This window comes from Sphingobacterium alimentarium, from assembly GCF_004342685.1.
In the GTDB taxonomy this organism is placed as follows: Bacteria; Bacteroidota; Bacteroidia; order Sphingobacteriales; family Sphingobacteriaceae; genus Sphingobacterium; species Sphingobacterium alimentarium.
The window spans coordinates 1-25,891 of the sequence record NZ_SMBZ01000040.1; the positions used below are offsets into that span (position 1 = coordinate 1).

25 protein-coding genes are annotated in these 25,891 nt (G+C 39.0%); 16 read left to right on the forward strand and 9 right to left on the reverse strand.

What is annotated here, in order from left to right:
- Window positions 1–119: 119 nt before the first annotated feature.
- From EDC17_RS12855 to EDC17_RS12885, 7 genes are all read right to left on the reverse strand, one after another.
- Entirely contained in the window at window positions 120–653 is a 534-nt protein-coding gene (locus EDC17_RS12855; RefSeq protein ID WP_132778465.1) for an OmpH family outer membrane protein, read from the reverse strand.
- 83 nt (window positions 654–736) lie between these two features.
- Window positions 737–1,276, reverse strand: a complete 540-nt coding sequence (locus EDC17_RS12860) for an OmpH family outer membrane protein (protein ID WP_132778466.1) — start codon at window positions 1,274–1,276, stop codon at window positions 737–739.
- 63 nt (window positions 1,277–1,339) lie between these two features.
- Window positions 1,340–3,916 (reverse strand): outer membrane protein assembly factor BamA, encoded by a 2,577-nt coding sequence (bamA, locus tag EDC17_RS12865; protein ID WP_132778467.1) that lies wholly within the window; start codon window positions 3,914–3,916, stop codon window positions 1,340–1,342.
- A gap of 89 nt (window positions 3,917–4,005) precedes the next feature.
- Complete coding sequence (locus EDC17_RS12870) at window positions 4,006–4,743, reverse strand: isoprenyl transferase (protein ID WP_132778468.1); 738 nt, start codon at window positions 4,741–4,743, stop codon at window positions 4,006–4,008.
- Between the two features lie 219 nt (window positions 4,744–4,962).
- Complete coding sequence (gene porG, locus EDC17_RS12875) at window positions 4,963–5,571, reverse strand: type IX secretion system protein PorG (protein WP_132778469.1); 609 nt, start codon at window positions 5,569–5,571, stop codon at window positions 4,963–4,965.
- A gap of 100 nt (window positions 5,572–5,671) precedes the next feature.
- Window positions 5,672–6,565 (reverse strand): NAD kinase, encoded by an 894-nt coding sequence (locus tag EDC17_RS12880; protein ID WP_132778470.1) that lies wholly within the window; start codon window positions 6,563–6,565, stop codon window positions 5,672–5,674.
- A gap of 42 nt (window positions 6,566–6,607) precedes the next feature.
- The gene (locus tag EDC17_RS12885) at window positions 6,608–7,267 is read right to left on the reverse strand and encodes a CBS domain-containing protein (RefSeq protein ID WP_132778471.1); all 660 of its coding nucleotides are present in this window, start codon (window positions 7,265–7,267) and stop codon (window positions 6,608–6,610) included.
- Window positions 7,268–7,448: 181 nt separating this feature from the next.
- On the opposite strand from EDC17_RS12885, the gene EDC17_RS12890 reads away from it, so the two are divergent.
- Both EDC17_RS12890 and EDC17_RS12895 read left to right on the forward strand, forming a co-directional pair.
- Window positions 7,449–8,276, forward strand: coding sequence for a 1-acyl-sn-glycerol-3-phosphate acyltransferase (locus tag EDC17_RS12890; RefSeq protein ID WP_132778472.1), 828 nt, complete (start codon window positions 7,449–7,451; stop codon window positions 8,274–8,276).
- Between the two features lie 4 nt (window positions 8,277–8,280).
- Window positions 8,281–9,231, forward strand: coding sequence for a GNAT family N-acetyltransferase (locus EDC17_RS12895; RefSeq protein WP_132778473.1), 951 nt, complete (start codon window positions 8,281–8,283; stop codon window positions 9,229–9,231).
- 198 nt (window positions 9,232–9,429) lie between these two features.
- Here the strand turns inward: EDC17_RS12895 and dnaB are convergent, their stop codons facing one another.
- Window positions 9,430–11,016 carry a replicative DNA helicase gene (dnaB, locus tag EDC17_RS12900; protein ID WP_132778495.1) on the reverse strand — a complete coding sequence of 529 codons (1,587 nt, stop codon included), beginning with the start codon at window positions 11,014–11,016 and terminating at the stop codon, window positions 9,430–9,432.
- Window positions 11,017–11,427: 411 nt separating this feature from the next.
- On the opposite strand from dnaB, the gene ubiE reads away from it, so the two are divergent.
- Genes ubiE through EDC17_RS12925 form a run of 5 tightly spaced genes read left to right on the forward strand, consistent with a single transcriptional unit; the run spans window position 11,428 to window position 14,704 of the window.
- On the forward strand, window positions 11,428–12,168 hold the full coding sequence (gene ubiE, locus EDC17_RS12905; RefSeq protein ID WP_132778474.1) for a bifunctional demethylmenaquinone methyltransferase/2-methoxy-6-polyprenyl-1,4-benzoquinol methylase UbiE: 741 nt from the start codon (window positions 11,428–11,430) through the stop codon (window positions 12,166–12,168).
- Window positions 12,165–13,028, forward strand: coding sequence for a PorT (locus EDC17_RS12910; protein WP_132778475.1), 864 nt, complete (start codon window positions 12,165–12,167; stop codon window positions 13,026–13,028). The genes ubiE and EDC17_RS12910 overlap by 4 nt, the downstream gene beginning before the upstream one ends.
- Before the next feature lie 2 nt (window positions 13,029–13,030).
- A complete protein-coding gene (locus EDC17_RS12915) occupies window positions 13,031–13,792 on the forward strand; it encodes an SDR family NAD(P)-dependent oxidoreductase (RefSeq protein ID WP_132778476.1) in 762 nt (253 codons plus the stop codon).
- A gap of 7 nt (window positions 13,793–13,799) precedes the next feature.
- Window positions 13,800–14,249 carry a GatB/YqeY domain-containing protein gene (locus tag EDC17_RS12920; protein ID WP_132778477.1) on the forward strand — a complete coding sequence of 150 codons (450 nt, stop codon included), beginning with the start codon at window positions 13,800–13,802 and terminating at the stop codon, window positions 14,247–14,249.
- 5 nt (window positions 14,250–14,254) lie between these two features.
- The gene (locus EDC17_RS12925; RefSeq protein WP_207895764.1) at window positions 14,255–14,704 is read left to right on the forward strand and encodes a GNAT family N-acetyltransferase; all 450 of its coding nucleotides are present in this window, start codon (window positions 14,255–14,257) and stop codon (window positions 14,702–14,704) included.
- Between the two features lie 38 nt (window positions 14,705–14,742).
- Here EDC17_RS12925 and EDC17_RS12930 read toward each other — a convergent pair whose 3' ends face one another.
- Entirely contained in the window at window positions 14,743–16,656 is a 1,914-nt protein-coding gene (locus EDC17_RS12930; protein WP_132778478.1) for an ABC-F family ATP-binding cassette domain-containing protein, read from the reverse strand.
- Between the two features lie 100 nt (window positions 16,657–16,756).
- On the opposite strand from EDC17_RS12930, the gene EDC17_RS12935 reads away from it, so the two are divergent.
- From EDC17_RS12935 to EDC17_RS12975, 9 genes are all read left to right on the forward strand, one after another.
- Window positions 16,757–17,788 carry a quinone-dependent dihydroorotate dehydrogenase gene (locus tag EDC17_RS12935; protein WP_132778479.1) on the forward strand — a complete coding sequence of 344 codons (1,032 nt, stop codon included), beginning with the start codon at window positions 16,757–16,759 and terminating at the stop codon, window positions 17,786–17,788.
- 253 nt (window positions 17,789–18,041) lie between these two features.
- Window positions 18,042–18,911 (forward strand): OmpA/MotB family protein, encoded by an 870-nt coding sequence (locus tag EDC17_RS12940; RefSeq protein WP_132778480.1) that lies wholly within the window; start codon window positions 18,042–18,044, stop codon window positions 18,909–18,911.
- Window positions 18,912–19,010: 99 nt separating this feature from the next.
- The gene (locus EDC17_RS12945) at window positions 19,011–19,745 is read left to right on the forward strand and encodes a hypothetical protein (RefSeq protein WP_132778481.1); all 735 of its coding nucleotides are present in this window, start codon (window positions 19,011–19,013) and stop codon (window positions 19,743–19,745) included.
- Window positions 19,746–19,755: 10 nt separating this feature from the next.
- On the forward strand, window positions 19,756–20,367 hold the full coding sequence (locus tag EDC17_RS12950) for a hypothetical protein (RefSeq protein ID WP_132778482.1): 612 nt from the start codon (window positions 19,756–19,758) through the stop codon (window positions 20,365–20,367).
- Window positions 20,368–20,590: 223 nt separating this feature from the next.
- Window positions 20,591–21,505, forward strand: coding sequence for an AEC family transporter (locus EDC17_RS12955; protein WP_132778483.1), 915 nt, complete (start codon window positions 20,591–20,593; stop codon window positions 21,503–21,505).
- A gap of 97 nt (window positions 21,506–21,602) precedes the next feature.
- On the forward strand, window positions 21,603–22,583 hold the full coding sequence (locus EDC17_RS12960) for a formylglycine-generating enzyme family protein (protein ID WP_132778484.1): 981 nt from the start codon (window positions 21,603–21,605) through the stop codon (window positions 22,581–22,583).
- A gap of 30 nt (window positions 22,584–22,613) precedes the next feature.
- Complete coding sequence (locus EDC17_RS12965; protein WP_132778485.1) at window positions 22,614–23,927, forward strand: Gfo/Idh/MocA family protein; 1,314 nt, start codon at window positions 22,614–22,616, stop codon at window positions 23,925–23,927.
- Window positions 23,928–23,931: 4 nt separating this feature from the next.
- A complete protein-coding gene (locus EDC17_RS12970; RefSeq protein ID WP_132778486.1) occupies window positions 23,932–24,936 on the forward strand; it encodes an FAD:protein FMN transferase in 1,005 nt (334 codons plus the stop codon).
- A 15-nt stretch (window positions 24,937–24,951) separates the two neighbouring features.
- A complete protein-coding gene (locus tag EDC17_RS12975; protein WP_132778487.1) occupies window positions 24,952–25,872 on the forward strand; it encodes a hydroxypyruvate isomerase family protein in 921 nt (306 codons plus the stop codon).
- Window positions 25,873–25,891: the final 19 nt, after the last annotated feature.

The following is a 25,891-nucleotide window of genomic DNA, read 5'->3' on the forward strand; positions in this document are numbered from 1 at the left end:
GGAAATTATATCAAATTCAGGAAATACTCAGGAAAGAAGCTGACGATTAAAAAATAAAAAGCCGTATCTAACTTTTGATGTTTTGATACGGCCCCCTCATTATAGCAGATAAGCTATTCTTATTTAATACCTAATTTTGTTTTTACCGCTGCTGATACATCTTCACCACCTGCGTAATAAACCGCTGCGCCTGAACCGATATCAAAGATATAAGCATATCCTTGTTCTTTAGCTACAGCATTGATTGCATTCATTACTTTTGTTTGAATAGGAGCCATCAATTCTTGTTGTCTTTTACCAACTTCTTCTTGTGCTACTTTTTGAACCTCTTGAATGCGTGATTGCATTTGTTGGTACTCTTGTCCAATTGTTTGCAATTTAGTTTGCGTTTCAGCTTTGTTAGCTTCGCTTTGATTCAACATTAAATCATTTGCTTCTTTTTCTTTCTTTTGAAGTTCAGTGACCATGCCTTCGATTTCTTTCTGCTTTGTCTCGCTCAATGCTTTCAATTGATCCGTAGCTGTTTTGAATTCTGTCGTTTGTTGAAATATTTCGTCAGCATTGATATGTCCAATTTTCTGTTGTGCATTAGCAACACTTGTCGCTGCAAACAAACCCACTACTAAAACTGCTCCCTTTAATAAATTTTTCATTCTTTTCATTTTAATCTCAATAATTACAAAAGTAATTTTTACTGTACAATTTTTATGTGTTAATAACTCAGTTTAAATATTAATTACTTAGATTGTAGTAATGAAGGATTAGGTTTGTAGCCTAATTTTGTAATGACATCATTACTCTTGTCTAATGTTGGATTTGCGTATAAGAAAGTAAGTTCACTTCCTCTGTCTACTATAAAATCAAAACCTTGTGCTTTCGCAAAATCTTCGATTGCTTTAGAGATCTTGTCTTGAATAGGTTTGAATAGCCTTGTTCTTTCTTTTTCCAAGTCGCCACCATAACTGAATTTTTGGCGTTGTAAATCTTTCACTTGTTTTTCTTTCAGTACAATTTCGTCTTCACGGCGCTTGCGCATATCCTCGCTTAATAAGGCATGGTCATTTTGATAAGATTGGTACAACCTTTCAATTGCTACATATTGATTATCGATATCATCTTGCCATTTTTTAGTCAGATCATCGATCTGCTTTTGTGCAGAAGTGTATTCTGGGACATGTCTAAGAATATATTCGGAATCAACATAAGCAAATCGCTGTGCGAATGTAGCACTAATGCTTAGTGTAAGGAATGCTAAAATTGCAAAAATCTTTTTCATATACTACAATTAAGTTTTCTTTCTTTTCTATACGACAACAATTATACTAAAAAGTTTAATTTATTAAAAACCCCCCATGTTTTGTATAATGCTGAAAGTGAAACTTTGTTTCCACGAATCTGTACGCATACCCGGAATAGGGTCAAATGCATGACCGTAGTCAATACCCAACATACCAAATATTGGTAAGAAAATACGTGCTCCAACACCTGCCGAACGACGCATTTTGAATGGATTCACTTCGGAGAACTTGTTCCAAGTATTACCTGCCTCGGCGAATGCCAATGCAAATACAGTAGCTTGGTCATTCAATAGGATAGGGTGACGCAATTCCAATTGGTATTTTGCATAGATTGGACTACCTGAGTTGATTGCAATATTTTGATATCCATTACCTGTAGAAGCAGGGATAATAGTACCATTTGCATATCCTCTCATCGCAATGATTTCTGAACCTTGTAAGAAATCAAATCCTTGCATACCGTCACCACCCAATTTGAAGCGTTCGAATGTAGAAGTCTCCGTTCTATTTGTATAATTACCTAAATAACCAAATTGCGCTTGTGATTTCAATATCAGCTTACCAGCAATTTTTGTATACCATTGTGAATCAAATTTCCATTTGTGGTATTCTGTCCATTTGTAACGTATTTGGTCCGCATCAGTTTGGTAATTGATATTGTTCCATGCTGAATATGGAGGCGTCAAGGATACCGAGAATTTAATGTTCGATCCTGAAGTAGGGTAAATAGGTGCATCAATCGAGTTACGACTTATCTCTTGAGTAAAGTTGATGTTGTATGCTGTACCATCGGAGAATAAGAAGTAGTTGCCATAGTTTTGTAACTTATAGCGTTGGAATGATAATGAACTATTGATTTGGAAATAGTTGTCAGGCCATTGTAGACGCTTACCCAATGAAGCTGTCACACCCGACATCCAGATACGTTGCAATTTACTATCTTCCACCATTTGCTCACCTGTATAAAGGTTAAAACCACCATAAGACGAGTTGGATGTATAAGCACTCAAACCAAAGTAAACAGGTTTTTTACCACCTAACCAAGGCTCTGAAAAAGAGAAACTGTAGGATTGATAACGTTTACCTGATGTCTGACCACGAATACTTAACTTTTGACCATCACCACGTGGTAGAGGTTTCCAAGCATCTTTTTTGAAGAAGTTGCTCGTCGAAAAGTTATTGAATGTAAGACCTAGGGTGCCAATAATCTGTCCAGCACCGTAACCACCTGATAATTCTACCTGGTCAGAAGGTTTTTCTACCACATTGAAAACAACATCTGTAGTTCCTTCATCGTGATTCATCGTTGAAGACGGAATATCTGGAGTGATTTTTTGCTCATCAAACATCCCCAATTGAGAAATCTCACGGATACTACGCATGATTAATTCACGCGAATATTTCTGTCCTGGCTTGGTATAGATCGAACGTAGCACCACGCGGTCATTCGTCACATCATTACCTTTTACGATGACGTTGTTGATTGTGTATTGTTTACCCTCGCTCACTTGGATCTCGAGGTCTATCGTGTCGTTTGATATTCTTTTGATAATCGGGTTGATATTGAAGGTCAAATAACCATCATTCTGATAGATCGCGCTAATGTCGTCACTATTACGAGTAGGACCCATTAGTTTGCTTGTTAATTTTTCTTCAGAATAAATATCTCCTTTTTCAATACCGAGAATGATATTCAATACCGAATCCGTAAACTTAGTGTTACCCGCCCAATCGATATTACCTACATAATAACGTGGACCTTCGTATATTTCAATATCAATAGCTACTTCATTGTTGTCAAATCGGTATACCGAGTCGCGAATGATCTGCGCATCTCTATAACCTTTGTCCTGAAGTTTGGCGATTAATTTTTCTTTCGCTTCGCTGTATTTTTCATCTTTAAATTTCCCAGGACCGAAGATTCTGTACCATTTGCGTGGTCTTACACCTTTCAGATAGCTGGTTAAATCTTTGTTCGAGAACGTTTCATTTCCAGAAAAATGAACAGCGTTTACTTTAATCTTTTTGTTTTTTTCTACATCTACGACAACGATTTCATTGTTGGTCTGCGCCGAATCTTTAATCGTTTTGATTTCGATGTCAGGATATAAGAATGATTTTTCACGCAAAAATTTGGTGATGGTATTGCGCGTAGATTGTAATAAATTGTCGTTGACAATACGTCCTGAATTGGCATTTAATCTTTTGTTGATTTCTTCCGTTTGTGACTTGCTCAGACCTGTGATGTCGATACGAGTAAGTCGAGGTCTTTCTTTGACGCGTATTTCGAAAAAGATATTATCTCCTTGTATGCTCGTGGCCCACAATTGCACATCTTCGAAGAGATTTTGTGCCATCAGGTCTTTGATTACTTTAGATGTTTTTTCGCCTGGCACTTCGATGTAATCTCCTACGCGAAGATCGGCGATGCTGATTAATACATCTGTATCGAGATATTGTGCTCCTGTGAGGGTTACTCCGGCAATGACATAATCTTTTGGTTGTAAATAACTAAACTCGTCAGGATCCGTAAGATTGATAGGGCCTTGTATCTGAGCAAAAGAATTGGACCAGTTAAATAATATAAATGTTAATATCAGAATGTATAGTTGCTTCATTATTTCTATTTATGGATGCTAAAGTACATCAATCTGTTGTTAATTTTTGTTAAAAGATAAATTATTGAAAACCTGCTTTTTTTCGCGTGTTAAAGTTGTTCACTGGTCTTGCCAAATCTTCTTTCACGGGTTTGGTAATCCACTATTGCTTGAAATAAATCTTCGCGGTTGAAGTCGGGCCACAATTTGGGTGAAAACCAAAGTTCGGTATATGCTAATTGCCACAATAGGAAGTTGCTAATCCGTTGTTCGCCACTGGTTCTGATCATTAAGTCTGGGTCCGGAGTTCCTGCGGTCTGCAGCTCATTGCTGAATAAGGTATCGTCAATGTCACTGACTTGTATTTCGCCTTTAGCAACCTTTTCGGCGATTTTTTGGGTTGCTTCAATGATTTCATTGCGCGAGCCATAGCTCAAAGCTAAGGTCAATACGCAGGTTGAATTATTTTTGGTTAGTTCTATGGTATCCGCCAAAGTCGCCTGACAGCTTGTTGGTAGATGCTGCAACGCCCCAATAGCTTTGACACGGACACCATTCTTTTGAAAAGTAGGCAATTCTTTGTTTAAGGAATTGATCAACAGCTCCATCAACGCTTGAACTTCTTTTTTTGGTCTATTCCAATTCTCTGACGAAAAAGCATACAAAGTAAGATGTGTAACACCAATTTCAATAGCTCCTTCTAATACCTCTCGAACAGCGGTTACTCCGTTTTTGTGTCCGAATACACGAAGTTTGCCCAATCCTTTAGCCCATCTGCCATTGCCGTCCATGATTATTGCAATATGCTGAGGTAACTTTGATCTGTCTATCTTATTCTTCAAGCTCATTCTCTTATCTATCTATTTATCTGCGGGAAGCAATTTCTGTCACGCAAAGTATATGTCAGTGTAATTCCAGCTGTCATATATCCATCTTTACTGCGGCCATCTCCTCGCGCCGATCCTGCCTTCGTCGTTATTTGAAGGGAAGGGGCAGCCAAATAATACCAATCGTTTACATCGAAAGGTCTTTATTATCTGTATCTCCAATCATGACATTCGGCAAGCTTATTCCCGAGGGAAAGAAGTCGCATAATATTGACTCACATTGTCCAAATAATCGGTGAATGCTAGTCTATACGAAGCTTCTACGCCCAATGCCCACGTGTTATTCAACTTATATTTTATGCCAATACTCATTGGTATAGCTATACTCCACGCCTTGTGTTCCTGTGTATTGTGTTCGCTGTCGTATTCGAGTTTTAACGGTCTTAGTTTAATTTTATTTTGGTCATAATAGATATATGGGTCATGCTTGACTGCTGCGATACCTGCTGACAGGTAGGGGTTTAGTGTAGCTGCATTTCTCCGTTTGTCTGTCCAAAAATTAAAGTCGACCATTAACGCCATTTCGGATAGTTGATTGCGAAACATAAGCCCTCGCTCTTGCTGAAACTCATTTATTAAATCCATATCACTACCTGATATCAATAGTTGATTAGCGCTTGCTTTAATCCCCCACGTAGGGTTAAAGTTGCGTTTGACAAATATTCCACCTCCGTATTGCCTGAGGTAAAATGGATCTGTCATATTGAGATCTCCCATATATCCCGTCCCCCCTCCGATGACACCTATTTCATAACGCTGCCCGTGCACATACTGCGACAAAACAGACATAATGGTTAATATGGCTAATCGGAAAAAACGCAATGTCTCTAATTTTGGTTGTAAAGATAAAATTTTTGGAAGAATTGTAATGATTTAAAGTATAAAACAATTAATAGTTGCGCACATCAATTCCCCAAAGCAGCTTTTCGCGCAGCGTACCAAAGTAACTGTCGTCCTGTAATCGGATTAAATTAATTTCAAATGGTGCTTTCCGGATCGTAATCTCGGTATCTGTAGTGAGTGTCTCGCTTTTGGAGTCGCAGCTCAATATATACTTATCCGTACGGCTTTCGATTTTTAACGTAAGAGTCATGTCTGCAGACACAACGATAGGCCTTACATTGAGATTGTGTGGCGAAATCGGTGTAATCACAAAATTGCCACTGCCCGGCATTATAATCGGGCCACCACAACTCAACGAATAGGCTGTCGAACCAGTCGGAGTAGCGATGATAAGACCATCGGCCCAATAGGAGTTGAGTAATTCGTTATCTATCATCGCATTGACGGTGATCATGGATGAGGAGTCAAAGCGAAATACCGTAATATCGTTTAGCGCAAAATTGTCTTTGCCAAAAAGTTCCTTATTGTCGCTGTGCACACTTAACAGTGTCCGTTTTTGAATAGAATATTGCTTATTAATGATCTTGTCTAAGGCTTTCTCTATACTTTCTTTGGGAATATTGGCCAAGAAACCCAACCGTCCAAAGTTGATACCTGCCACAGGAATTCCCGAATCCCGTATGATGGATACGGCGGCCAGCATGGTACCGTCACCGCCCAGACTGAGCAAAAAGTCAATGTCCGTCGGTAAATCACTATTATCTCGAAAAGTTTTGAGATTTTTAGGGCAGATGGTGGTACTTAATAAATAATCATAAAATTCTTGATGTATCACCACTTCGATTTTCTTACTTTCTAAGAAAGTAAACAGCGTCTCAATAAAGGGTGAAATAGATGTATTAAATACTCTTCCAAATATGGCAATCCTGTTATGTTGCATTTATAGCAAATTTGATATCCCTACAAAGGTGCGAAGAATTGATTATAAATCTAAATAATTCATCAAAAGGTCATATCTATCCTGAATATCCGATTGTGCTCCGCCATCTCTGAATGTCGCTTTGACCACATAATCGTTGCGCCATAATGAGGCTACCACTGCCGAGATATTGGTTTTGTTCAATTTGATAGTCATCTCGAGCTTAGTGCTGTCTGGCACTTGACGCACTGCTGTGCTAAGTATCGCCGTGTTTTCTGTCTCAATGATACGTGCTATATGGGAGAGGGCGTTGTCGCGAATCCCTAATTCGAGCACGATTATAGCGCCTTCGTCATTGCCCAAGGTGTCATTTAGCGCCGTCAATAGATTTATCTTGGATAAAACGCCTTGGTATTCGTGATTTTTATTGAGAATAGGAATGAAGCAAAGATCATAAGCCACCATGTATTGTAGGGCGTCGTATATATGCTGATAGTCAAATAAAAATACAGACTTAAAGGATACGCGGATGCTTTCGAGCGGTGCATAGGTGTCTATTTGGTCCAATAAAATATCTTCGGTGATTAATCCATGGTATATTTTATCCTCTGCTACGGCTAATTGTTTAAGATGATTATCCGTCATTTTATTTAACGCCATATCTATGCTATTCGATAGCGAAACTTCGTGATAATCTTTTGATATATACTGACCTATAAACATGATTGTGCTTTATATAGATTAACTGCTATTATTGCAAATCGTTTAATAAATATTAAATAAAAGTAGGTAAAATGCAAAGTAAAACGAATAAAAATCGGAAAATTTGTTCGATATACCTTATTATTTTTTATTTTTACGCATCAAGATTTGTAGATCAAAACGCGCTAACAAATCGTATCATATGGGTGAAGATACTAAGAAGTTTATACATATACGCGAAGTAATTCGAAAGAAAAGTCCAGGATTAGCTAAGTGGATACCAAATCCGTTGGTTAGTTATCTTGAGCGTACGGTCCATGAAGATGATATCAACGATATCATGTACAGATTCCGAGATCTTAAAGGCCTTGATTTTGTGGATGCCTTAGTTGAGGATTTAGGGGTAGAGGTTGTGCTAGAAGGGGAGGAGAATATTCCTCAAGACGACAGTGTGATTTTTGCTTCAAATCATCCCTTGGGCGGACTTGATGGCATAGCATTTATGCAGGCTATCGGTCGTGTGCGCCGCGATGTGAAGTTTTTGGTCAATGACTTATTGATGAATATCATCAATTTGGAACCTTTATTTGTTGGAGTCAACAAAATTGGAGGGCAAAATAAAAGTGCCGTTTCTGCGATAGAAGAAGCCTATGCAGCGGACCATGCTTTGCTTGTTTTTCCTGCAGGATTGGTCTCACGCAAAGTAAAAGGGCAAATCGTAGATTTGGAATGGAAAAAAAGTTTTATTTCTAAAGCAAAAAAATATAAAAAGGATGTAATTCCTGTGTATATTGAAGGGAAAAATTCTAACTTTTTTTACAATTTGTCTAATTGGAGGAATAAATTGGGAATTAAGTTTAATATAGAAATGTTGTATTTGGTGGATGAGTTTTTCGCGCAGCGCAATCAACGCGTGACTATACATGTCGGAAAACGAATTTCTTATACGACATTTGATAATTCGAGAAACGAGAAACAGTGGGCTGCAGAAGTGAAGCAGTTGGTATACGATTTGAAGACGCAGAAATAATTATATGGAAGAAATAATTGCTCCAGTTGAGAGAGATTTGATAAAGGCAGAGTTGACGAAAGAAGCATTTTTACGTTATACGAATAATGGAAATAATGAAGTATATCTCGTCAACTATCATACCGCACCAAATATAATGCGTGAGATTGGTCGTCTTCGAGAGATTACATTTAGAGGTGCCGGTGGAGGAACAGGTCAAGCTTTGGATATCGATGAAAACGATACATGTCCATATAATTATGATCAATTGATCGCTTGGAATCCGGGAGATGAGGAAATAATAGCAGGATATCGTACGATAAGATGCGATAAGTCTGTCGATGAAAACGGAAATATTCATTTATCGACGTCGCATTATTTTCAATTTTCAGACGAATTTTATAAAGACTATTTGCCCTACACAATTGAATTGGGACGTTCGTGGGTACAACCAAAATATCAACCCTCGATAGACAATCGAAAAGGGTTATTTTCATTGGACAATCTATGGGATGGTCTAGGAGCATTGGTTATTATCAATCCAGATATTAAGTATCTTTTTGGTAAGGTGACGATGTATCCTCAATTTAATGCAGAAGCCAGGGATCTGTTGATGTATTTTATGCTTACTTATTTCCCGGATCACAAAAAATTGGTAAAGCCTCTAGATCATTTGAATCTGGACTACAAAACGGATATTTCAAAATACATTGGGCTCTTTGATGGTCTCAGTTACAAAGACGGGTATAAGTTATTGAATAAACATATTCGCGAATTGGGCGAAAATATCCCACCACTAATCAATACCTATATGAATCTTTCTCCGACGATGATGACATTTGGCACCGCGCTGAATGATGAGTTTGGAGAGGTAGAAGAGACAGGGATCTTGATTACTCTGGACGATATTTACTTACCGAAGAAAGAGCGACATATCACTACATACGAACGCGATAAATTCTATAAAGAAAAATAATTAAGGAGTTAATCTCAATTGGAAAGCCCTTTATCTCATCGATAAGGGGCTTTTTGTTGTGTTTAGTATGAAGGTGTAATTGGGTAGGTAAGAATCATTGAACTCTAACCAAATGAGCTAATCATCTATAAAAATTTAAAACAAGCCTCCTATTTTTTTGGATAGAAGGCTTTGGTATATCTAATATAAAATTAGATTCTAAAAAGGTGCGTCGTCTGGCATATCATTCATGCGTGATGGCATGGTAATGCCTCCGCCTCCCATAAAGTCGTCGAAGGATGCCGATGGAGCCATTGCGGATCCGCTGAACGGTGAGTCTCCTCCAAATGAGTCGCCGCCCATTCCGCCGAAATCTTCCTCCAAGTCGGTGAATTTAACATACTTACCTACGAACTTCAATGGTACAATACCCGTTTCACCATTACGGTGCTTTGCAATAATTACTTCACCAACACCTGCTGTCGGTCTACCTTCTTCGTCTTCGGTAAGGCCATAATATTCTGGACGGTAAAGGAATAATACCATATCCGCATCTTGCTCGATAGATCCTGACTCACGCAAATCCGATAGCATCGGTCTTTTGCTATTTCCTGGACGGGATTCTACGGCACGGCTTAATTGAGATAGTGCCAATACGGGTACATTCAACTCTTTGGCCACAGACTTGAGTGCACGTGAGATACTACCGATTTCTTGTTCACGGTTCCCACCACCTTTACCTTCAGACTTACCATGCATCAATTGAAGATAATCGACAATAATCATTTGAATATCGTGCTGTGCCTTAAGGCGGCGACATTTAGCGCGGAATTCAAAAACATTCAATGCTGGAGTGTCATCTATAATAAGTGGCGCTTCTGTCAGGCGTCCAATTCTTGAATGCAACTGTTGCCATTCATGGTCGGCTAGGTTACCTTTTTTTAGTTTTTCTTGTTCTATTTCGGTTTCACCGGCAATAAGACGATTCACAAGTTGTACGGACGACATCTCTAGGGAGAATACGACAACGGGACGTTGGTGGTCTACAGCCGCATTTCGGGCTACCGAAAGTACAAATGCCGTCTTACCCATGGCAGGACGTGCTGCAATAATGACCAAATCCGAAGGTTGCCAACCCGATGTCATACGATCGAGGGCAGTCAAACCTGAAGGTATCCCTGTCAATCCATCGGTACGATCGCGCAATAATTCCAAATTGGAGATGGCTTCACGCATGATGTCATCCATCTTACGCGAGTCTCTTCTCAGGTTGTTTTGTGCGATATCAAATAAGCTTTTCTCCGCATGATCTAACAAGTCAAATATATCGGATGTCTCATCATACGATGAATTGATAATCTCTGTAGAAACCTTAATAAGTTCTCGTTGAATATATTTTTGAGAAATAATACGCGCATGGTATTCGATATTCGCAGCCGACACGACTCTGTCCGTCAGCTGAGTAATGTAATAAGCACCACCTACTAATTCGAGGGCGCCCATTTTACGTAGCTCGGCCGTTACGGTAAGAATATCAATAGGGGAAGTCTTTTGAAATAAAGAAAAAATTGCCTCAAATATTTTTTGGTGCGACTCTTTATAAAATGAATCTGGTTTCAGGATGTCAATGACTTCACTTAGTGCATTTTTTTCTAACATCAAGGCACCAAGTACAGCTTCTTCCAAATCTACAGCTTGAGGAGGTAGCTTACCCAGCCCGCTCACCAAATTGTTTAGACTTGTGCGTTTTTTGTTGAAATTAGCTCTGTTAAAGTTTGTGTTCTGACCCGAAAATTCTTGTTCCATTATCCCTTTGATTTTTTTGTTTTCAATAATCACATGTGGGGAATTGTACATGTCAATCATCGTTAAACAAAAGTAATAAAAAACCCGTTCATTATACTTTTTTAGTTGTTCACATCCGCCAAAAAAGAGTTGTATGCGTGTTTATTTTGCGCTTTAAATGTTCACTATGTTATCCACATTAAATGTTTAATTCATGTGGATATCTATAAAACGTACTTGAGTATCAAATAATTGTGAAATGTGGAAAACTACAGGTGATGTGGATAATCACAAAATGGTTGTTGCGTCAATCGCTTCGGTAGTCTGTCTGTTATTAGGTTTTCATTATCAGTAGGTTAAGAGAAGTTTGCTGCGCTAAAGGTGTTTTTTTCTTTTTTTCTAGACCTCTGAAATATATATTATCTTTGTCTTATGTCAAATGAAGCTTCAACACTAAAACCATACAAGTCCAAAGACGGTGGTAAAAAAGAACAGGTCGCAGATATGTTTAACAATATCTCCAAAAGGTATGATCTTCTTAACCGTCTAATGACCATGCGAATAGATGTGATATGGCGTAAGAAAGCGATCAAACTTCTACAAGCGATACGACCTCAACATATATTAGATGTGGCTACGGGTACAGGAGATTTTGCTATAGAATCTATTCGTATCTTGAAACCTTCCAAAATCGTGGGGGTGGATATTTCTCAGGGAATGTTGAATGTAGCCAAAGAAAAGATAGTGAAGAAAGGATTGCAAGATGTATTTGAAGTGCAGCTAGGAGATTCGGAAAATCTTCAATTTCCGGACAATACATTTGATGCGGTTACGGTGGCATTTGGTGTTCGTAATTTTGAAAACCTAGAAAAAGGTTTATCAGAAATACATCGCGTATTACGTCCAGGAGGGAAGGCTATTATCCTTGAGTTGTCCAATCCAACCGCATTTCCGGTGAAGCAGCTTTATAATTTTTATTTCCATAAGATAGTCCCTGCATTTGGACGAATGATATCCAAAGATTCCAGTGCATATTCGTATTTGCCGGAGTCAGTGGCCAAATTTCCGGATGGCGAACGTTTTGCCCAGATCACCGATAAAGTGGGTTTTGCATCAACAATAGTAAAACCACAAACATTCGGTTTTTGTACGATTTACGAAGCTTCAAAATGATAAAATATGGATTTAGCATAATATTACTTTTACCGTTACCGGCTTCCCATGCGATAGCCCAACGATTCGTAGGACTGCCATTTGCGGGTTATGATGAAGAGGCGACATTGCAGGTCGGTTTTCAGTATAATTATGTTAACCAGAATTATCAACTTATACTCAAGAAAAACTGGCGAGAACTCGCGGAGCATGGGGGTCGAATGATTAATTTGCCCGCGGAGGGAGTAGATGAAACTCTGCAACCTTCCGGAACGTTTCGATCCATTCATTCCAGATCAGGACATGGTTTTGCTATTGGAATTCCGATTGATATGCGCTGGAATGAGGGGTTTTCGATCAATTTTACACCTTCTTTTAATATTCTGAATTCGCATCAAATAGTCTATAGCCCTCAGGCTGCTGACCTTGATGCAGTGATTCTAAAGTCCAAGCATTTGCTGCAAAGCAATAGGGGAGATAATTTTAATTCGTTTGAATTTCCTGTTGCGCTCAAACTGCTTTCGGAGGAAAAGAAATTTTCAAAATCGGACACACGCTATCGCGCGTATGTGCTCGCTGGAGCGCGATTAAACCGATGGACTGGAGTACAAAAAGCGTATAATCAATTAAAGTTGGAAGTAGAAGCTGGACAACCTATACCGGAAGCCATCATCTTAAGACCGGAGTATATGTCCTTAGAAGCGGGGATTGGGGTGGACTTCATTACCTCCTTCTTTAAAGTTTCGCCCGAAGTAAGATTTAGTCAGAGTATGAGCAATGTGATGAGCAATCGACATACGTTAGCGATGAATAATAAATTTATGGCTCCAATAGACCGAGGATTGATCCGCAATGTCTATTTCAGCTTAATATTTCAATAAGAATGAGAACAGTTTTAATCACAGGAGCGAGTTCAGGGATTGGAGCGGCTTGTGCAAGGACACTAGCCAGCGAAGGGAATTATAGATTGTTGCTATGTGCGCGCCGCGAAGCTCGCTTACTCGAATTGAAATCCGAATTGTTAAAGGATTTCGAAAATATAGAAATACATACATTTGTGTTGGATGTACGGAATAGGGATGAGGTATTTGATCGTATAGAAAATCTACCCGCAGCCTGGAAAAATATTGATGTATTGATCAATAATGCTGGACTGAGTCAAGGCCTGGACGCCGTGCAGGATGGTAATCCTGATGATTGGGATCGTATGATCGATACCAATGTGAAGGGGCTTTTGTATGTGACGAGGGCGGTGACGCCTTTGTTAAAGCAAAGCCAAAATGCACATATCGTAAATTTAGGCTCCATTGCTGGTAAGGAAGTCTATCCCAATGGCAATGTATATTGTGCAACTAAGCATGCTGTAGATGCCCTTAATAAAGCCATGCGCATCGACTTGTTGCCTTTTGGGATCAAAGTGACAGCTATTAATCCCGGGATGGTAGAAACCGAGTTTTCGGAAGTTCGCTTCAAAGGTGATAAAGACCGTGCAAAATCAGTATATCACGGTTTGACTCCGCTAAGTGGAGAGGATATAGCGGAGACAATAGCGTTTGTGCTTTCGCGTCCCGCGCATGTGAATATTAACGATTTGCTTATCATGCCAACAGCACAAGCAAATGGAACTTTAGTAAATAGGAAATAATTGTATTATGTCATTAGAACAAAAAATAAATCAGGACATCAAAGCGGCGATGATCGCTAAAGATAGTGTACGTTTGAGAGGATTGCGCGCTGTGAAATCAGCGATTTTGTTAGCGAAAACAGAAAAGGCGGGTGTAGAAGAATTGGCAGAAGATACGGAAATCAAAGTGTTGCAAAAATTGGTAAAGCAACGTAAAGAATCTGGCGAAATCTACAAAGAGCAAGGTCGTGAAGATTTATATCAAATTGAATTCGAAGAACAACAAGTAATTGAAGAATACTTGCCAAAGCAATTGTCTCGCGAAGAGGTTGAAGCAGTTGTAAAGGCTATTATTGCCGAATCAGGTGCTTCGGGAATGAAGGATATGGGTAAAGTGATGGGATTAGCAAATGGCCAATTAGCTGGAAAAGCTGATGGCAAAACCATCTCTGAAATTGTAAAATCTAGTTTAGCTTAATCACCGTGGTAATCAATTGGATTGTCAAAGAGTTTGCGGATTTGTCGAGTCTCGAACTCTATCAAATTCTACAACTTCGAATCAATGTATTCATGTTAGAACAGGAATGTCTCTATCCAGAATGTGATGACAAAGATTTGAAAGGCAGACATTTGATGGGCATAATGGATGGTAAAGTCGTTGCCTATGCCCGATTATTACCACATCATGTTACGTATCCGGATGTTTCAATAGGCCGTGTGGTGGTATGTCCGAGCAAGCGTCATTTGAAATTGGGAACCGTTCTTATGCAAGAAGCAATTTCGAATATGCTTAAATATTTTCCTGGAGAAGCCATTCGTATCAGTGCACAGGCACATTTACAGAGTTTTTACGAAAATGTGGGCTTTGTGCGAGTGAGTGAGGAGCCATATTTGGAGGATAATATACCCCATGTTGAAATGGTTTTAACATAAAATAAAAATGGCTTGAAATATTTCAAGCCATTTTTATTTTATCCTTCCAGTTGCATTATTTCCTCTGCTAGATTTTCCCAATTGTGTTGCAATTGGTCATATTCTGCTTTGGCAGAATTATAGTTGCGTGTAGTCTCTTGCAATTTTACCGCGTCCGAATACACTTCTTCGGATGCCAATAAAGTTTCAAGGTTTTTTACTTCTACTTCTTTAGTTCCAATCTGTTCTTCCAATTGTGCCAGTTCTTTGTTTTTCTTCAAAAGTAGGCGTTTGGTATCCTCAGTAGGAGCTGTCTTTTCTTTTTTTGGCTCTTCTTTAACTACTTTTTTCTCTTCTTTTATTTCAGGTTTGATCACTCTTTTGGAGTTCCATTCCTCGTATTCTTGATAAGTTCCAGGATATTCTTTGATTTCTTTATTCTCAATAAACCAAATTTTGTTGGCCACATTATCTAAGAAATAACGATCGTGAGATACTACGATAAATGTACCCTCGTATTGTTGTAAAGCTTGGATTAAAATATTTACCGAAGCCATGTCCAAGTGGTTGGTAGGCTCATCGAGCACCAAGAAATTGGCGTCTGCGGTCAGCGCTTTAGCTAAGGCTACACGGGATTTTTCACCTCCCGATAGTACTTTTATCTTTTTGAAAGCATCATCTCCCGTGAAAAGGAAACAACCTAATATAGAACGGAGCTCTGTTTCGGTATGCTTGGGTGCGAAGGCTTGCATTTCGGCGATAATGCTATTTTCTAAGTGCAACGCTTCTAATTGGTGTTGAGCAAAGAAAGTTTGTGATACATTATGTCCTTTGATGGCATTACCTTCAAAATTCGTGTCGGCATCGGCTACAATACGAAGTAACGTAGATTTACCTTTACCATTCGCTCCAATTAATGCAATTTTGTCCCCCTTTTCAATCAATGCGCTGGTGTTACGCAAGATTTCTAGGTTAGGGTAGGACTTGGAAATATTTTCTAAAGTTACCACGTGACGGCCCGACGGTTTCGAAAACTTAAAACTGAAGTTCACTTCTGGATTATCGTCATCTACATCATCCACACGTTCCATACGCTCCAAGGCTTTGATACGCGATTGCGCCATTTTGGCCTTTGATGCTTTGGCGCGGAAACGCTCAATTAAACGTTCTTCTTGTTTGATTTTAGCTTGTTGATTTTTGAATTGTCCGGCTTGAATTTCATTTCGCATGGCTTTCTCTTCCAAATAGAAGCTATAATTACCTGCATATAATGTCAATTTGCCTTTACGTGATTCGACCGTTTTTTTGATGATTCTATCTAAGAAATATCTATCATGCGATACAATAACAATCGCTCCTTCGAATGCTTGTAAATAGTTTTCCAACCATTTGATCGAAGGTAAGTCCATGTGGTTGGTCGGCTCATCCAGTAACAGAATATCAGGTGCTTGCAAGAGAATGCGCGCTAGCATCACACGCATACGCCAGCCTCCGGAGAATGTGGCTAACGGGCGTTTTTGCTCTTCTTCCGAAAAACCTAAACCCGCCAAAATCTCGTGTGCACGAAATTCGATGTTGTACCCATCCAAAGCTTCAAACTCCATTTGTTTGTCGCTTAGCTTATTGAGGATTTCATCCGAATAATCCGTTTCTAGTTTTTTAAGTAGATTCTCTATTTCAGCATGTAGTTGATTTTGGCGTTCGAAGGCCTCCATCGCGACATGCACAATGCTTTTATCCGAATGGTAAGACAGTAAATCTTGGTTGAGATAACCGATTTTCAAGTCTTTGGCCATTGAAATGGTACCAGAGGTAGGCATGTATTGACCGACTATCAAACGCAATAAAGTCGATTTACCTGCGCCATTAGCACCTATTAGTCCGACCTTGTCTCCCGGTTTGATGTGCCAGTTGGCTTCGTCATATAGGGCTCTGGACCCAATTTCAAATGTTAAGTTGTTTATTGATATCATTTCGAATGCAAAAGTAGTGAATATTTCTGCTTCTTTTCTACCTTTGTAGCTAGATTAAAGGAATATATCTTTGGTATGGATTCAATAGGCAGATTAAATAATGTATAAACTAGTAAAACCAATTTTCTTTTCGATGCAGCCCGAAAAGGCCCATCACACTGTTACTAATGGATTGCGCACATTTACCAAGATCTGGGGAGCAAAATCCCTTTTGAAATCTTTGTATAGCGTAGAAAACCCAAAGTTGGAAATAGAGGTTTTTGGTCTGAAATTTAAGAATCCGGTAGGTTTGGCGGCTGGTTTTGACAAAAATGCGGAGTATATCGAAGATATGGCAAACTTTGGTTTTGGTTTTATTGAGATTGGTACGGTAACACCGAAGCCTCAGCCGGGTAATGATAAACCCCGTATGTTTCGATTGGTGAACGATGAGGCGCTAATCAATCGCATGGGATTCAACAACCAAGGTGCAGACGTGGCGGCAGGCCGATTAGCACATCTGAAAAATCGTCATGGTGTAATTATCGGTGGTAATATTGGTAAAAATAAAATAACGCCAAATGAGGAGGCTGTGAATGATTATATCTATTGTTTTCATGCATTATATGACTACGTAGATTACTTTGTGGTGAATGTAAGCTCTCCGAACACACCAGGTCTGCGTGATTTGCAAGAGAAGGGGCCATTGATGCATATTCTAAATACCTTACAAGGACTGAACGCCGCAAAGCCTGTTGCAAAACCTATTCTCTTAAAGATAGCACCAGATTTGACGGATTCACAATTGGATGATATCGTAGATATTGTTACCGAAACAAAAATTGCGGGTTTGATTGCGACGAATACAACCATTTCGAGAGAAGGTCTGCAATCTGATCCAAATTTAGTGAAAGAAACGGGCGGTGTAAGTGGCAAGCCTCTGACAAAGCGTTCTACAGAAGTTATCCAATACATTCACCAAAAATCAAATGGAGCTTTTCCTATTATCGGGGTTGGAGGTATTCATACAGCAGAAGACGCGTTTGAGAAATTAAATGCAGGCGCAGCTCTTGTACAAGTATATACCGGATTTATATATGAAGGTCCTGCGTTGATAAGTGAAATCTGTAAAGGTATTTTGAAGAATAAATAAGATATTCTGTAAAAAAATCACAAAATAACATCCGAAATGTTAAAATGTGTTAAGATAAAACTGACAAATCAAATATTGGCATAAGAGTTGAATATGATTTAGTAATTCATAATTTAGGTTAATAATTGGTTAGTTAAAAATCCTTCAATCTCCCCGGTTGAAGGATTTTTTTTTAATGTTATTTAACAATATCAGTATTATTTAGGTATTATTATTGCTTACTGTAAACGTGAAAACAAATAATATTGGGACTATGAAACGAATTCTACCTATCACCATTTTACTCAGTGGTCTAATATTGACCAGTTGTGTAAGTAATAAGAAATATGCGGCATTGGATACGCAGTATAAAGATTTAGGTCAATTGTATCAAAAAACACAATTGGAATTGACTGAAAGCCGCGCGAAAGTAAAAAGCCTAGAAGATCAGTTAGAACACGAACGCAAAAATAATGCAGCATTGAAAGAGGCTTACGTTAAATTGCAATCTACTTTGGATCAGAGTATCGCTCAAAATTCGCAAGGTAATGTGAATATTTCCAAATTGGTGGATGAGATAAATGCTTCCAACAAATACATTCAACATCTAGTAAATACCAAAAACAAATCTGATTCATTGAATCTTGTGTTGACCAACAATCTAACTCGTTCGTTGAGTCGTGAGGAGCTGAAAGATGTGGATGTACAGGTTTTAAAAGGCGTAGTTTATATTTCATTGGCTGATAATATGTTATACAAGTCGGGTAGTTATGAAATATCAGAGCGTGCCGGCGAAACTTTGAGCAAGATTGCTAAGATTATTCAAGATTACAAAGACTATGAAGTCTTGATTGAGGGTAATACCGATACAGATCCGATTTCGAAGCCTAATATTCGTAACAACTGGGATTTGTCAGCTTTGCGTGCATCATCAGTTGTACAAGCTTTACAGAATACTTACGGTGTAGATCCTAAGCGCCTAACGGCAGGAGGTCGTGGCGAATACAACCCTATTGCAGACAATAATACGGCAGATGGTAAAGCGCGTAACAGACGTACACAGATAATTATAACGCCAAAACTTGATCAATTTATGGAATTGATTGACAAAGCGCCAGAAACCGAACAAGCTTCAGCTTATTAATATTTTTTCGTTAAATAATATTAAAATGAATCCTTGATGCATGCATCAAGGATTTTTTGTTTTATTTTGGCATGATTGTTTGTATTCAACTGTATGCGCATGATTAATATAAAACCATTCTACATATTACTTTTTTCCGTTGTAGTTTTTTCGAGTTGTAGTTCTATTTATATGCCCAATGTACCCGCGACACCGATGTTTAAGGAAGCAGGAGAGGTATATGTGGGCGGCCATTTCAACGCCAAAGGAAATGTCTCGGGGAATGTAGGAATAGCAGTAACAGAAAATATAGCTGTCATAGCCAATGGCTCAACGGTCAATACGGGAGGCAGTAGTAATGAATATTTCCGCCAATGGCTAGCTGAAGGTGGGGTAGGCTATTTCACAACAATCGGAAAAGACAAGCGTCAAGTGTTTGAAATGTATGCCGGCTATGGAATCGGTAACTCCAAGGACCATCAGCAGCGAGCATCCGTATATGGTTATGAACTGGTGGAGGCACGCGAAATGAATTTTGATAAAATATTTTTGCAGGTAAACTATTCATCTACACGCAAAAAGAAAATAAATATCTTTGGCGATAAAAAGGAATTAAACTATGGCACCGCAATCCGTCTAAGTAGAATAGGGATGAAAGACCTATGGGTGAATAATGAAGTAGCGCCTAAGGAGGAAAACTTCTTTATCGAGCCATTATTTTTTACCCGGATGCAGTTGGTCAATGGACTTCAGGTACAGTATACCAATGGATTTAATATTGGACTGAATAAGAATGAATATTTGAAAGCAGGCAACTCGGTATTTACGTTGGGATTAGTTTATACATTTAGATAATATGAAGGATATGAAAAAAATAGGATTTTTAATAATAGCAGTTTCACTGTTTATGCTGAGTGGCTGTGCGCTAAATCAAAAAGCACAAATTGCAGCTTTAGGTCAGTTTAATTATGATGTGACTTCCGTGCAGAATATGCGCATCGCGGGACGAGATATTAATTCTTTTAATACGGATGGTGGGGTTTCCATCAGTAGTTTGCCAGGTATTGCTATGGCGCTTCTGACTAAAGATCTGCCGTTGGAGGCTACCGTGAATCTGCAGATGACGAATCCCACTTCTACAGTAACAAAGGTGAATGAATTTAAATATTTGATAGAAATGGGTGGAAAACCCCTATTCGAAGGTTCAGTAAATGAAAATATCAATCTGGGACAAGGTCAAAGTATGGTCGTACCGTTGAGTTTTCGTGCAAATCTATTCGGCGTAGCCAAAGAGCAAGGTATCGAAAAGGTCTTGAGCGATATTTTTAGTCGCAAAAGTGATGCTTTTTTATCCTTAAAAATAAAACCTTCTGTACAAATTGGTGGGCGCAACTATTTTTATCCAGGATATATAACGGTGGACAAAGACTTTGGTCGATCAGTCTCTCGATCAGTCAACAAAGTAATCAACAAGTAGCCAAAAAAAATGGGATATAATCAAAATATATCCCATTTTTTTACGCCTAATATACTGCCTTTATACACCTATTTTCTTTTACTATCCTACTCTTTTCAGCCTCAGCGCAGATCTGTTCTTTTACAAATTTGTAGTAGATAATCTGTTAATAATGCATTACATTTGCGCTGTTGCATAGTTGACCTAACCTTTGCAATGTAGTTGCAGTTCAAATAAATAGCGGATGTCAAATTTTCTTGTAATCTTTTTGTGTTTAGCCTTTGGTTATATTTTTCGATATTTTAAAATAATAAAGAAAGGTGGGCACTTGGCTATTAATACGTGGATTATATATGTAGGTTTGCCCTCGATTGCTTTGAAATTTATTCCTCAAATCGATTGGACGTTTGAATATATATACACGGCAATTTTACCTTTTGTTTGCTTTGGAACTTCGTATTTGTTCTTTCAGCTGTTGAATAGATGGATGCATTTTTCGAAGCGTACGCTCTATACCTTGATAATTGTGTCTGGACTGTCCAATACTTCTTTTATTGGGTTTCCTCTAGTAAGTACCTATTATGGCGAAGAATACCTCAAAGTAGCAATCGTTAGTGATCAGGTTACTTTTTTTACACTTTCTTTGTTTGGCGTATTGCTGGCCACCAGCTCGCGAAATATATTTGCCAATACCAAGGAGAAAAGTCTTTATATATTTCGTCGGATCTTCACTTTTCCTCCTTTTATTGCTTGTATCCTTGCGTTACTGTTGGGAAAATACCTCGTGCACGAAGAATGGAATACACTTTTTAGTTCATTTGCTGCGACAGTAAGTCCGATGGCTTTATTTTCTATCGGTATCCAATTGGATTTCAAACGTATTACGCATGAGCTTAATGCGCTTTATGCGGGTCTAATAGTCAAATTGCTGATTATTCCCCTTGTGGCGATAGGCCTCTATTACTTTTTAAATCTGTCGGGAAATTTTTTCCGTGTTTCAGTTTTTGAGATGACTATGCCATGTTTGGTGGCATCCAGTATCGTGATAGAGAAGTTTTCATTAAATGTGAAATTTGCAAATACGCTAATAGGTATTAGCATTGTGGTTGGTCTAGTTTTATCCTTTGTGTGGTATAGTGTTATAAATACACTTTTGTAATCTAAATGTTACTCCGGTTTTTGGTTAATTAATTATTAATAGCTTTATCTTAGAACTTATTATCTTTGATATTAATAGATAACCATTAACAATTGTGATGAACAAATTATTTTGTTCCCTATTTTTTGTAGGGACATTTGGAACCTTAGCTGCGCAACAAACAATTAATCCTAATCATTCACGCTATGTACAAGAAATAGCGGGTACTTCACTATCTTTTTCTATGGAAGCTATCCCAACAGGAAGCTTCATAATGGGTGACGATAACTCCATTCGCAAAGACGAAAAGCCAGCACACGAGGTTAGTGTCGATGCTTTTTGGATGGGAACACACGAAATTACTTGGGACTTATTCCAGTCCTTTTTGTACAAAGATTACGAACAGTCTAAACAAAATGAGGGTAAAGTTCCGGTAGAGGTCGATGCGGTTACGCGCCCCACCAAGCCGTACTTGGATATGACGTTTGGTTTTGGAAAAGAAGGTTATCCTGCGCTTGCTATGACTCATTACAATGCCATCCAATTCTGTAAATGGTTGTATGTACGTACCGGTGTATTTTACCGTCTTCCTACAGAAGCGGAATGGGAATATGCTTGCCGAGCAGGATCGCAAGATGCTTACTTCTTCGGTAATGATCCTCAAAAATTAGCTGAATATGCATGGTACGCTGACAATAGTGAAGAGAAAACACATCCAGTAGGCCAAAAGAAACCTAATGCCTTTGGATTATACGATATTTTGGGGAATGTGGCCGAATGGACTTATGACCAATACCATGAGGATTACTATGCCCAATTTGCGGGTAAAAAAGTACAGAATCCAGTGGCAAAGCCTACAGAATTATATCCCCACGTGGTGCGTGGAGGATCATTCGTAAGTACGGATTTTGACTTGCGGTCGGCAGCACGTGGCGCTTCAGATCCGATATGGAAACAGCTTGATCCTCAAATGCCGAAGTCGAATTGGTGGTTTCCAGAGGCACCCTTTGTTGGACTGCGTGTGGTGAGACCACTTGTGTCACCATCGGAAGCAGAAATATTAGCCTATTATAACCAAGCTCCCATCGAGGATTTTTAAAAACTGAATATCAACTTAACCAATATAAGCATGGAGATTTTAAAAAGAAGAGATTTTATAAAAAGCACTGCAGTAGTGTCTGGAGGCATAGCATTAAATGCTTCTTCGATATCATCCGTTTTTGCGGCAGGATCAGATGTTATTAAGGTTGCCTTAATAGGCTGTGGAGGTCGAGGTACAGGTGCAGCTGTAGATGCGCTAAGTTCTGGGCAGAATGTCAAATTAGTAGCCTTGGCGGATGTATTTCGTGATAACCTAGATGCAGCGTACAACAATTTGTCTAAGCGCCATGCGGACAAAATGGATATTCCTGAATCTCGCAAATATGTGGGTTTCGATGCATATAAGCAAGCCATCAAAGATGCAGATGTGGTATTGTTGGTGACTCCTCCGGGATTCAGACCTCAGCATTTTGAAGAAGCTGTGCGACAAGGCAAACACATCTTTATGGAAAAATCTGTTGCGGTCGATGCACCTGGTGTGCGTAGAGTATTAGCAGCAGCGAAAATTGCAGAGCAAAAAAAGCTAAATGTCGTAGTTGGCTTGCAACGCCGCTTTCAACAAAATTATAGAGAAGGTATACAGCGCATCCATGAAGGTGCTATCGGCGATATCGTAGCAGGTCAAGTATATTGGAATAGCGGTGGCGTATGGGTACGTCCTCGTACTCCGGGACAAACGGAGATGGAATATCAAATGCGAAACTGGTATTATTTCAACTGGTTGTGTGGCGATCATATTGTAGAACAGCATGTGCACAATATCGATGTAGCCAACTGGATTAAAGGCAAGTATCCTGTATCTATTCAAGGTGTGGGCTCGCGAGCGCACCGTGTAGGTAAAGATTATGGTGAGATATATGATAATTTCTCAATCGAAATGACCTATGATGATGGGTCAGTGGTGAGTAGCCAATGCTGTCACTTTGAAGGGTCGCACAATCGCGTAGATGAAACATTCCAAGGTACCAAAGGTAGAATATACCTTTCTGCCGGAGGAAGAGCTATTCTTTGGGATGCTAAAGGAAATGAAATCTATAATCATGACCCTAAAGGAAATCCAAATCCTTATCGCCAGGAGCATGTTGAATTGTTCGAAGCAATCGCAAAAGGGGAATACAAATTTAATAATGCAGAGTATGGTGCTTATAGCTCCTTAGCGGGTGTTATCGGGCGTTTAGCTTGTTATACTGGAAAAGTTATTAAATGGGAAGATGCCTTAAAATCGGAGGTGGATTTGATGCCTGCACAACTGAATTGGGATGCGAATCCAAAAGTGCTGCCAGATGCATCAGGTTTGTATACCGTAGCCGTACCAGGAATTAATACAGGTCTTTATATATAGTTTTTTGAAATACATTAGTGCCATATTCTTCATTCTTGCGGCGGTTAGTTCTTTAGGAGCAGCTAGTCGTGACATGCAGGTTTATGGCATTTCTGGTGTAGCACAAGGGACCACTTATTCGATAAAGTACTATTCCGAACGTGAGCTAATCAAACAACAATCTATTGATAGCATTTTTAACGTAATTGATCAGTCTATGTCGCTGTATAAAGCACATTCGGCGATTAATACGTTTAATAAACCTACAGTACTATCCATGGAGTTGGACGCTCATATGTTACGTGTGGTAGAAGCGAGTTTTCACTACAACAAATTGACGCAGGGATATTTTGATATTACCTTATATCCGTTGCTTCAGCTGTGGGGATTTGGACCCCAGGGATTTGGAAAACTGCCTTTGGATCATCAAATTGACAGTGTAAAAAAACTTATTGGAATTGATAAAATCCATCTAAATGGAAAAGTCCTTACCAAGCAGCAGTCCCATGTAAGCATAGATCTAAACGGGATTGCTCAAGGTTATACCGTGGATGTTGTCGCCGATTATTTAACCCGGTCGGGATTACAGTCTTTTCTGGTAGAAGTAGGGGGCGAGATATATGCAAAGGGATTAAAAAGTGATAATTCAGCTTATAAAATAGAGATACAGCGGCCGCCTGGAGATCAAGCCTTGAATTATAAGGTAATGTTGAAAGATATGGCGATCACTACATCAGGAAGTTATGAGAAATACCGTACAGTGAATGGTCAACATTATTCCCATCATATGGACCCTTTCAAAGGGGATCCTGTGTTGAATAATGTGCTTTCAGTCACTGTAATAGCAAGAACAGCTATGGAAGCCGATGCTCTAGATAATTATTTAATGTATTTAAATCCTCAGGAGGCTTTGTCATTCGTGGAGAAATTACCACAAGTGGAAGCATATATAATATATTCTGAAAATAATACGTTAAAAGAATTGCAAAGCTCAGGTTTTAATAATTATATTTATAACATACAATCGTAAACCTAACGAACATTTATGAGAAGATCTGATTTTCTAAAAAACTCTGGCTTGTTGCTTTCGGGTACTTTATTGTCAAGTAACCTTTCGGCAGAATCCACGTCAGACTTGCCTGAGCCCATGAAATCATCCCCATTTAAACTAGATTACGCCCCTCACCAAGGCATGTTTGCAGCAAGCGCTGGCAAAAACTTCTTGGATGAAATTCAATATATGTATGACCTTGGTTTTCGCAGTATCGAAGACAATGGAATGACAGGGCGTCCGGTAGAAGAGCAAAAAAAAGTAGGAGAATTATTAGCAAAACTAGGTATGCGTATGGGCGTATTTGTCGTGCCAAAAGGTGGCAACGGGCAAAATACGCTTGCAGCAAATAAGCAGGAGCATATCGATATATTTTTGAAAGGCTGCCGCGAATCTGTGGAAGTCGCTAAACGCGTCAATGCCAAATGGGTTACCGTCGTGCCTGGAGATTACCAGCGTGAATTACCCTTGGGCGTGCAGACAGCCAATGTCATCGAAGCCCTCAAAAAAGGTACTGAAATATTCGAACCGCACGGTATTACAATGGTCTTAGAACCATTAAGTGATACTCCAAATTTGTTTTTGAGATACACGGATCAAACTTATGAAATTTGTAAAGCTGTAGATAGTCCTTCATGCAAAATTTTGTATGATGCTTATCATCAGCAAAAAAACGAAGGTAACCTAATCAATTTGATGAATCAATGTTGGTCAGAGATTGCTTATATTCAGGTGGGTGACAATCCAGGACGTAGAGAGCCGTACACGGGAGAGATCAATTACCGCAATGTGTTCAAGTGGCTTTATAATAAAGGGTATAAAGGAATCATTGGCATGGAGCACGGTATGTCCAAATCAGGAAAAGAAGGAGAAGATATTTTGGTTGCGGCGTATAGAGAAGCCGATAAATTTTAATAGAGATTACTCACTTATA

Coding starts and splice junctions, on each gene's coding strand:
- EDC17_RS12915 (WP_132778476.1), top strand. CDS start 13,031: ATGAGAACAGTTTTAATCACAGGAGCGAGTTCAGGGATTGGAGCGGCT.
- EDC17_RS12910 (WP_132778475.1), top strand. CDS start 12,165: ATGATAAAATATGGATTTAGCATAATATTACTTTTACCGTTACCGGCT.
- EDC17_RS12930 (WP_132778478.1), bottom strand. CDS start 16,656: ATGATATCAATAAACAACTTAACATTTGAAATTGGGTCCAGAGCCCTA.
- EDC17_RS12880 (WP_132778470.1), bottom strand. CDS start 6,565: ATGCAACATAACAGGATTGCCATATTTGGAAGAGTATTTAATACATCT.
- EDC17_RS12935 (WP_132778479.1), top strand. CDS start 16,757: ATGTATAAACTAGTAAAACCAATTTTCTTTTCGATGCAGCCCGAAAAG.
- EDC17_RS12975 (WP_132778487.1), top strand. CDS start 24,952: ATGAGAAGATCTGATTTTCTAAAAAACTCTGGCTTGTTGCTTTCGGGT.
- EDC17_RS12950 (WP_132778482.1), top strand. CDS start 19,756: ATGAAAAAAATAGGATTTTTAATAATAGCAGTTTCACTGTTTATGCTG.
- EDC17_RS12960 (WP_132778484.1), top strand. CDS start 21,603: ATGAACAAATTATTTTGTTCCCTATTTTTTGTAGGGACATTTGGAACC.
- EDC17_RS12955 (WP_132778483.1), top strand. CDS start 20,591: ATGTCAAATTTTCTTGTAATCTTTTTGTGTTTAGCCTTTGGTTATATT.
- EDC17_RS12940 (WP_132778480.1), top strand. CDS start 18,042: ATGAAACGAATTCTACCTATCACCATTTTACTCAGTGGTCTAATATTG.
- bamA (WP_132778467.1), bottom strand. CDS start 3,916: ATGAAGCAACTATACATTCTGATATTAACATTTATATTATTTAACTGG.
- EDC17_RS12855 (WP_132778465.1), bottom strand. CDS start 653: ATGAAAAATTTATTAAAGGGAGCAGTTTTAGTAGTGGGTTTGTTTGCA.
- EDC17_RS12965 (WP_132778485.1), top strand. CDS start 22,614: ATGGAGATTTTAAAAAGAAGAGATTTTATAAAAAGCACTGCAGTAGTG.
- ubiE (WP_132778474.1), top strand. CDS start 11,428: ATGTCAAATGAAGCTTCAACACTAAAACCATACAAGTCCAAAGACGGT.
- EDC17_RS12860 (WP_132778466.1), bottom strand. CDS start 1,276: ATGAAAAAGATTTTTGCAATTTTAGCATTCCTTACACTAAGCATTAGT.
- EDC17_RS12890 (WP_132778472.1), top strand. CDS start 7,449: ATGGGTGAAGATACTAAGAAGTTTATACATATACGCGAAGTAATTCGA.
- EDC17_RS12870 (WP_132778468.1), bottom strand. CDS start 4,743: ATGAGCTTGAAGAATAAGATAGACAGATCAAAGTTACCTCAGCATATT.
- EDC17_RS12920 (WP_132778477.1), top strand. CDS start 13,800: ATGTCATTAGAACAAAAAATAAATCAGGACATCAAAGCGGCGATGATC.
- EDC17_RS12885 (WP_132778471.1), bottom strand. CDS start 7,267: ATGTTTATAGGTCAGTATATATCAAAAGATTATCACGAAGTTTCGCTA.
- porG (WP_132778469.1), bottom strand. CDS start 5,571: ATGTCTGTTTTGTCGCAGTATGTGCACGGGCAGCGTTATGAAATAGGT.
- EDC17_RS12945 (WP_132778481.1), top strand. CDS start 19,011: ATGATTAATATAAAACCATTCTACATATTACTTTTTTCCGTTGTAGTT.
- EDC17_RS12895 (WP_132778473.1), top strand. CDS start 8,281: ATGGAAGAAATAATTGCTCCAGTTGAGAGAGATTTGATAAAGGCAGAG.
- dnaB (WP_132778495.1), bottom strand. CDS start 11,016: ATGGAACAAGAATTTTCGGGTCAGAACACAAACTTTAACAGAGCTAAT.